We start from the raw sequence: 6,977 nt of genomic DNA on the forward strand, positions 1-6,977 counted from the left end.
ATATGTAGTATATTAATCGTTTCGGCTATTGGAGGAGTTTTTGAAAGAACGGCTATTCATACAGCACGTAAATCATCTATACCGACTTTAATTATAATTACAATTGGTGTTTCGATTGCATTCAGAGGAATTGCAATATTAATCTGGGACACTCAACCTAAGTCTTTACCTCCGTTTACGGATAATACTCCAATTCAGTTTATGGAAGCTGTATTATTACCACAAAATTTATGGGCAATCGGTATATCTGTTGTTATTCTTGTCATTATGATTTATTTCTTTAATAAAACTTTTATTGGAAAGGCATTAACTGCTTGTGTAGTAAATCCATTTGCTGCTAGATTAATGGGAATTAATCCAGACAAGATGTCTTTACTGGCAATCATGGTCAGCGCCGGACTTGGTGCACTAGCGGGTACTGTAATTGCACCAATATCAGGTGCCTCATATGATATGGGAATGATGCTTGGTTTAAAAGCATTCGTAGCCGCTGTTGTAGGTGGACTGACAAATGCTCCAGCAGCCATTGCAGGTGCTTTTCTAATAGGAATACTTGAATCATTTACAGAAGGATTATGGTCTTCAGGTATGAAAGATGTTGTAAGCTTCTCCATGTTATTGTTAATTCTGTTTATTAAGCCAGAAGGTTTGTTTGCTAAAGCCTCAGGAAAAAGAGTATAGGGAGGCGTGCTTAAATGGTGAAGAAAGATTTAAAGAAGATTTATCATAATAGTTTAGTAGGCCCTCTTCTATTTGCCTTGGTTATTTTCTTGATTCCAATGATTACGTCATCTAATTATATATATACCATTTTTATCATGATTGGTTTTTATGCATTAGTATGCAATGGTTTAACGATGCTAACAGGGTTTGCTGGGCAAATATCGTTAGGTCATGCTGCTTTTTACGGTATTGGAGCCTATACATCAGCAATTTTAACAGGAACCCATGGCTTATCTCCATGGTTTGCTATCGTGGTTGGGATGCTTATAGCAGCACTCATAGCTTTAATAGTTGGAATGCCTACTTTTAAGCTGTCTGGTCATTATTTAGCACTTGCAACTTTGGGATTCGGCATTATTGTTTTTACAGCTTTTAAAGAAATGACTTCATTAACAGGTGGTTCTAATGGATTCTTTGGTATACCATCTATCAGTTTATTTGGCTTTGAATTCAATAATGACCTTCGATATTTCTATTTAGTTTGGGCTTTCGTGATATTATCGATCATCTTTTCACGGAATATCATTCATTCGAGAATTGGTCGTGGCTTACGTTCGATTGAAGGTAGTGAAGTTGCGGCTGATGCAATAGGTGTAAATATTATGAACTATAAGTTACAAGTATTCATGTTAAGCGCAATGTTCGCCTCGTTAGCAGGATCACTTTTAGCCCATTATGTTTCATTTATTAACCCAGAGTTATTTAGTGTAACCACATCCATTTATTTTCTTGTAATGGTCATTATCGGTGGTGCAAGTAGCATTTGGGGTTCAATTGTTGGAGCTGCAACTTATGTTATGTTAGGGGAACTTTTGAAACATTTTGTCCCCATGCTACTACCTAATGCTGGTGGAGAATTTGAGATTGTATTCTTTGGCGTTTTGTTAGTTTTTATGTTAATTTACATGCCAAATGGTTTAGCACCACAGTTTATTAAATTTATATTTAAAAATCAAAAAAATAAAAAAATAGTTCAGACTTCTGTAAAAGTAAGTGGTGAAGGTATTGCTTCTGGAGGTGAGAATAAATGACAGAGACTATTTTACGCGTAGAGGATTTAACAAAGCAATTCGGCGGGGTAACGGCTGTTGATAAGGTTTCATTTAAAGTAAAGAAAGGTGAAATTTTCGCATTAATTGGACCAAATGGTGCGGGTAAAACTACGTTATTTAACATGATTACCGGTGTGCTACCAAACACTTCAGGTGAAGTGTTTTTTGAAAATATACGCTTAACGAAAATGAAACCCTATCAAATTGCTCAATCTGGTGTAACTAGAACATTTCAAAATTTAGAGGTTTTTGACAATATGACGGTTATTGAAAATGTAATGACAGGTGCTCATATAAAGATGAAAACAAATATTCTCACAGCTGGTTTACGGCTCCCATCAGTCGTAAAAGAAGAGGTAAGAATTATGAATAAAGCAATTGACTGTTTAGAGCAAGTAGGCATATCCCATCTTGCATATGAAATGTCTAATACATTACCTTATGGTAGTCAAAGGCTATTAGAAATAGCTCGTGCAGCGATTTCTCAACCAAAGCTTATTTTATTAGACGAACCGATGGCAGGATTAAATTCAGAGGAATCTAGGCATCTTGTTGATGTCATTTTAAAAATGCGAGAACAGGGCATGACATTTATATTTGTTGAACATGATATGGAAACGGTTATGTCGATATCCGATCGACTTGTTGTAGTTGATAATGGAGTGAAGATTGGTGAAGGGACTCCAGATGAAGTGTACCAAAATCCTAAAGTGGTTGCTGCTTATTTAGGGGATGAAGAGGAGGATTCCGTCAATGCTTAAGGTTGAAAATCTTCACACATATCATGGTTTTTTACATGTTCTAGAAGGTATTGAGTTTGAAGTGTTGGAGGGAGAATTACTTGCAATTGTAGGTTCCAATGGTGCTGGAAAAAGTACACTTCTAGGAACACTTGCTGGGGTATATTCACCAAAAGAAGGGTCAATTACTTACAAGAATCAAGATATTACGAAAGATGGAGTACAGAAAGTTGTTTCCAAAGGTATATGTTTAGTGCCAGAACGTAGACAAATCTTTTCATCTCTTTCTGTTAAAGATAATCTTTTACTAGGTTCGTATCATCGCTATCGTAAAGATAAGAAAAGTATAGAACAAGATTATGAGAGTGTGGTGGAAATGTTTCCAAGATTGAAACAAATGCTCGATCGTTCAGGTGGCTTGTTATCTGGGGGAGAGCAGCAGATGCTTGCAATTGGTAGGGGATTAATGGCTAAGCCAAAAGTTTTAATGTTAGATGAACCTTCATTAGGGCTAGCTCCCTTAATAGTAAAAGATATAATGGTAATTTTAAGAAAGCTATGTGATGAAATGGGTACTACAATTATTTTAGTTGAGCAAAATGTTAAAGCAGCTTTGAAAGTTGCTGATCGAGCTTGTGTATTAGCTCATGGAAAAATTGTTATTTCTGGTACATCAGAAGAATTATTGAATAATCCTAAAGTACAAGAAGCTTACTTTGGTAAATCTACTAAAAGGGAGAAAAGCAAGCTATAATTCCTATGTAAGTATATAAGGATGTGAATATATGTTTATCTGTACTTCTTCTTTAAACAAAGAAGTGCGCATAATTTCATATGAGAAATAAAAAAGGGTAAGGATAAGCGGCAAGTATTCTTACTCATTTTTATTTATTAATCATTCTCAAGATTATTCAATAAGTTCGTTAGTTGAAGAGATCATTTCTTCTAGTGCCGATAATTCCTTTTTGAAAATTAGAAATTTATTATACATAGATTCAATCGCAAGTTGTTTTAAATCATAATATTTAATTAAATGAAAATTGATTTTGTGCTCTAGTTTTACTAAGTCAAAATTATCATTTTCAAAGTAGAACACAAGATGTCTTGCAGCGCAATGCAAGTGATCAATAGCTAGTGAGAAAGTTAGTCGATCTTCCATAAATTCATCAGGTGATTTTTTTTGAGCAGTTTGATATGTATTGAGTAAGAATAACAGCATATTTCGAATAGGAATTTCAATTTTAGAATAATGTTCTTCGTTGTAGAAAACAAATTTATTCGATTTACATTCGATTGCATAATCTATGTATTCTAAAGCTTGCTCTACTTGATGTTCAATCTCTTTAACGAATTCAATGTAGCTTTTTTCAGTTTGAATTCGCTGTTTAACTTCATTTGTAATGGATATATTTAATGTCAATTTATACCACCCTTTAGCTGTGTTTCAGCAAGATCGTTTCATTTTAATATTGTACCTTACTAAATTGCTTCTCTTCGAAAATATTATATCAACTTTATGACTGAATTATTATGAATGAAATGGTAGGAATGGGTTTTATTGATGAAAATAGCTTTTAGTATTAAGTGGTATGTTCTGAAGAAGTAAGTATTTAATATTACTAGCAAAATGGAAGAGAATATAAATAATAAGGGATGTCACGTATAGACATCCCCAAAATGATTATGCGTTTTGTTTTGAATATTCTTCTTCTAGCATTGTACCGTATTTTGCTAAGTTAATATGCATGTTGAATGCTTTTTCTAAAATGTGAGGTGTTTGGCCACCGCGAGTTAGAGCTTCAGTATAGTATTCCCAAAGTTGTTTCTTATACATCGGGTGTACACAGTTTTCGATAATAAGTTCAACACGTTCTCTAGGTGCTTTACCTCGTAGATCAGCATAACCTTGTTCTGTAACAATTACATCAACGTCGTGTTCTGTATGGTCAACATGTGATGCGAAAGGAACGATTGAAGAGATTTTTCCGCCTTTAGCGATTGATTTTGTTACAAAAATAGCAAGACGAGCATTACGTGCGAAGTCTCCTGAACCGCCGATTCCATTCATCATTTTAGAACCAGAAACATGAGTTGAATTTACATTTCCGTAAATATCTAACTCAAGTGCAGTGTTAATTGAAATTAAACCCATTCGACGAATTAGTTCTGGGTGATTTGAAATTTCTTGTGGTCGAAGCATGATTTTATCAGCATATTTTTTAAAGTCTCCATAAACTTCTTTCATTTTTTCTTCAGAAAGGGTGAAAGAGCAACCTGAAGCAAATTTAACTTTACCAGCATCGATTAAATCGAATACTGCGTCTTGAAGTACTTCAGAATATACTTCTAAATCTTTGAATTCTGAATCTAACATTCCATGTAATACTGCGTTAGCTACTGAACCTACACCAGATTGAAGTGGAGCTAATTGTTCCGTTAAACGACCTTCTTTAATATCTTTACGTAAGAAATCTAGTAAATGGTTTGCCATAGTTTGAGTTTCTTCGTCTGGCGGTACAATCGCTGATGCAACATCAGAAATGTCAGTTATAACAATTCCTTTAATTTTTTCGATATCTACATAGAAGCCAGGCTTACCAATTCGTTCTGAAGGATTGACTAAAAGAATTGGTTGTCTTGAACCTTGTTCTTCTGGAGTATATACATCATGCAATCCTTCTAACAGTGGAGATTGTGCCATATTTACTTCTAAAATAATATTTTTTGCATATTGAGCAAAGATTGCATTATTTCCTACTGAAGTTGTTGGAATAATCATGCCGTCTTCAGTAATAGCAACCGCTTCCAAAATGGCATAATCAACGCCATCAGTAATTGTATTTTGACGAACTAGTTCTGCTAGCTGAGATAAGTGTGTATCATAATATTGCATATCACCAGCATTTATACTTTTACGCATTACTGAGTCCGCTTGGAATGGGGTACGTTTATTTACGATACCTGATTCAGCGAGGATTGTATCAACATCTCCCATTGAAGCACCTGTGAGAACATTTACTTTGAATGAATCTGTTTTAGCACGTTCTACCAATGCGTAAGGAATAGCTTTTGCATCGCCTGCTTTTGTGAAGCCACTTAACCCCAATGTCATCCCGTCTTTTATCCACGATGCAGCCTCTTCAGCTGATACAATTCGATCCAATAGTCTAGCATCTCTGATACGATCTGTATTGTTTCCCATCTTCCATCCCTGCTTTCTAGAATATTAAGAATATTGTAGCTTCAAAAGTTAACAAAATAGACAAAAATGGATGACATTAGAAGAATTTTAGATGAAGTACGAAATTATGTGTCTAAATTAGCATTTTTTAAAAAGCTAATAATTTCCTAAAGTAACTCGAATAGGATTGACTTACAGGTATCCGTGTTCCATCGGTCATTGCTAAGACAAATGTAGAATGAGTATCTGGGAAAATCTCTTGTATTTGATTAACATTTACAATATAAGATCTATGACAGCGGATAAAGAAATCTTTCGGAAGAAGATATTCGAATTCTTGTAAGGAATATTTATGTGTTCCTACTTGTTTATTTGAATAAACAAAAGTTTTTCTTTCCTTTGCTTCAAGATAGATGACGTTATTATAGGGAATAGGTATCCATCCGTCATTTGATTTTACCGTAACTACGGATTTTCCTTGTGTCATAGCAGGGTAAATAGCTGTTAAGCATCCTTGAAGTTCTTCATCTTGAAAGAATGGCTGAGCCTGTCCGTCGTATGGGATACCTAGTACATCTCGATGTATGAATTCAGACACTTTCTTTTTACTGGTTAATGCTTTATGTGTAATCGTACCTTCAACAACAGGATCTCCAGCTTTGATTTTTAAGTTAATTCTTTTACTTGGACGATAATAGATGTACTTTTCTTTGTCTGTTACTGCAATAGAAATCTCATCAGAGAAAAGCTCACTTATCACGTCAAGAAATGATTTCACCGTTAAATTTTCCATTTTAATACTCCTTTGTATCTTAAATCTAAATATTACAATTTTATTTTATTTCTTTTTTGAAATAGTTTCTATTTATGTGACTCGGAAAATAGAATTTTATTAATATATTAATAATTATAGCTTAATAGAATATAAAGATTGAGCTGATTAGAATTTTTTTCTTGATTCAATCATTTCTTATGTAAATCAATATCCTTTTGTAAAAAGGCGATTGACAATGAAGTTCATCTAAAACCCTCAATTTGAAGCTAACAGTTCTAAGCAGATTTTGAATAAAAAGTTCTTACAGAATAAAAAAGACACCTTAATTAGGTGTCTTTTTTCTCGAATTGAGGCAACTGATTACACGCCACATTCGTGTATTCTCAATTAAGAGCATCAGTTGACTTACACAATTTAGCTCATCGCTTGATTACTATAGCATAAAATAGATTATTTCCGCAAGATATTATTCATTATTTGTCCACTATATTGGAATAGTTTATATG

At 33.9% G+C, this 6,977-nt stretch carries 7 protein-coding genes; 4 read left to right on the forward strand and 3 right to left on the reverse strand.

All coding sequences use genetic code 11. The annotated features are described in order from the left end of the window. The 4 genes from V7014_RS16570 to V7014_RS16585 form a co-directional block, all read left to right on the forward strand. The coding region (locus tag V7014_RS16570; RefSeq protein WP_335508546.1) for a branched-chain amino acid ABC transporter permease at positions 1–681 on the forward strand (681 nt) is incomplete at its 5' end. 14 nt (positions 682–695) lie between these two features. Next, on the forward strand, positions 696–1,754 hold the full coding sequence (locus V7014_RS16575) for a branched-chain amino acid ABC transporter permease (protein ID WP_438824930.1): 1,059 nt from the start codon (positions 696–698) through the stop codon (positions 1,752–1,754). Next, entirely contained in the window at positions 1,751–2,536 is a 786-nt protein-coding gene (locus tag V7014_RS16580; protein WP_335508547.1) for an ABC transporter ATP-binding protein, read from the forward strand. The genes V7014_RS16575 and V7014_RS16580 overlap by 4 nt, the downstream gene beginning before the upstream one ends. After that, positions 2,529–3,269 (forward strand): ABC transporter ATP-binding protein, encoded by a 741-nt coding sequence (locus tag V7014_RS16585; protein WP_335508548.1) that lies wholly within the window; start codon positions 2,529–2,531, stop codon positions 3,267–3,269. The genes V7014_RS16580 and V7014_RS16585 overlap by 8 nt, the downstream gene beginning before the upstream one ends. A 153-nt stretch (positions 3,270–3,422) precedes the next feature. On the opposite strand, the gene V7014_RS16590 is transcribed toward V7014_RS16585, so the two are convergent. The 3 genes from V7014_RS16590 to V7014_RS16600 form a co-directional block, all read right to left on the reverse strand. Continuing rightward, entirely contained in the window at positions 3,423–3,935 is a 513-nt protein-coding gene (locus tag V7014_RS16590) for a hypothetical protein (RefSeq protein ID WP_335508549.1), read from the reverse strand. Between the two features lie 261 nt (positions 3,936–4,196). Continuing rightward, positions 4,197–5,717, reverse strand: a complete 1,521-nt coding sequence (locus tag V7014_RS16595; protein ID WP_335508550.1) for a succinate CoA transferase — start codon at positions 5,715–5,717, stop codon at positions 4,197–4,199. Positions 5,718–5,844: 127 nt separating this feature from the next. Next, positions 5,845–6,489: a LytTR family DNA-binding domain-containing protein gene (locus V7014_RS16600; RefSeq protein ID WP_335508551.1), complete on the reverse strand. Its 645-nt coding sequence runs from the start codon at positions 6,487–6,489 to the stop codon at positions 5,845–5,847. Positions 6,490–6,977 lie beyond the last annotated feature (488 nt).

It is taken from the genome of Bacillus sp. JJ722, from assembly GCF_036963345.1.
GTDB lineage: Bacteria > Bacillota > Bacilli > Bacillales > DSM-1321 > Bacillus_AD.

What these genes read in the sequence shown, in the direction of transcription:
- V7014_RS16585 (WP_335508548.1), top strand. Translation starts at nt 2,529, where the DNA reads ATGCTTAAGGTTGAAAATCTTCACACATATCATGGTTTTTTACATGTT.
- V7014_RS16580 (WP_335508547.1), top strand. Translation starts at nt 1,751, where the DNA reads ATGACAGAGACTATTTTACGCGTAGAGGATTTAACAAAGCAATTCGGC.
- V7014_RS16600 (WP_335508551.1), bottom strand. Translation starts at nt 6,489, where the DNA reads ATGGAAAATTTAACGGTGAAATCATTTCTTGACGTGATAAGTGAGCTT.
- V7014_RS16595 (WP_335508550.1), bottom strand. Translation starts at nt 5,717, where the DNA reads ATGGGAAACAATACAGATCGTATCAGAGATGCTAGACTATTGGATCGA.
- V7014_RS16575 (WP_438824930.1), top strand. Translation starts at nt 696, where the DNA reads ATGGTGAAGAAAGATTTAAAGAAGATTTATCATAATAGTTTAGTAGGC.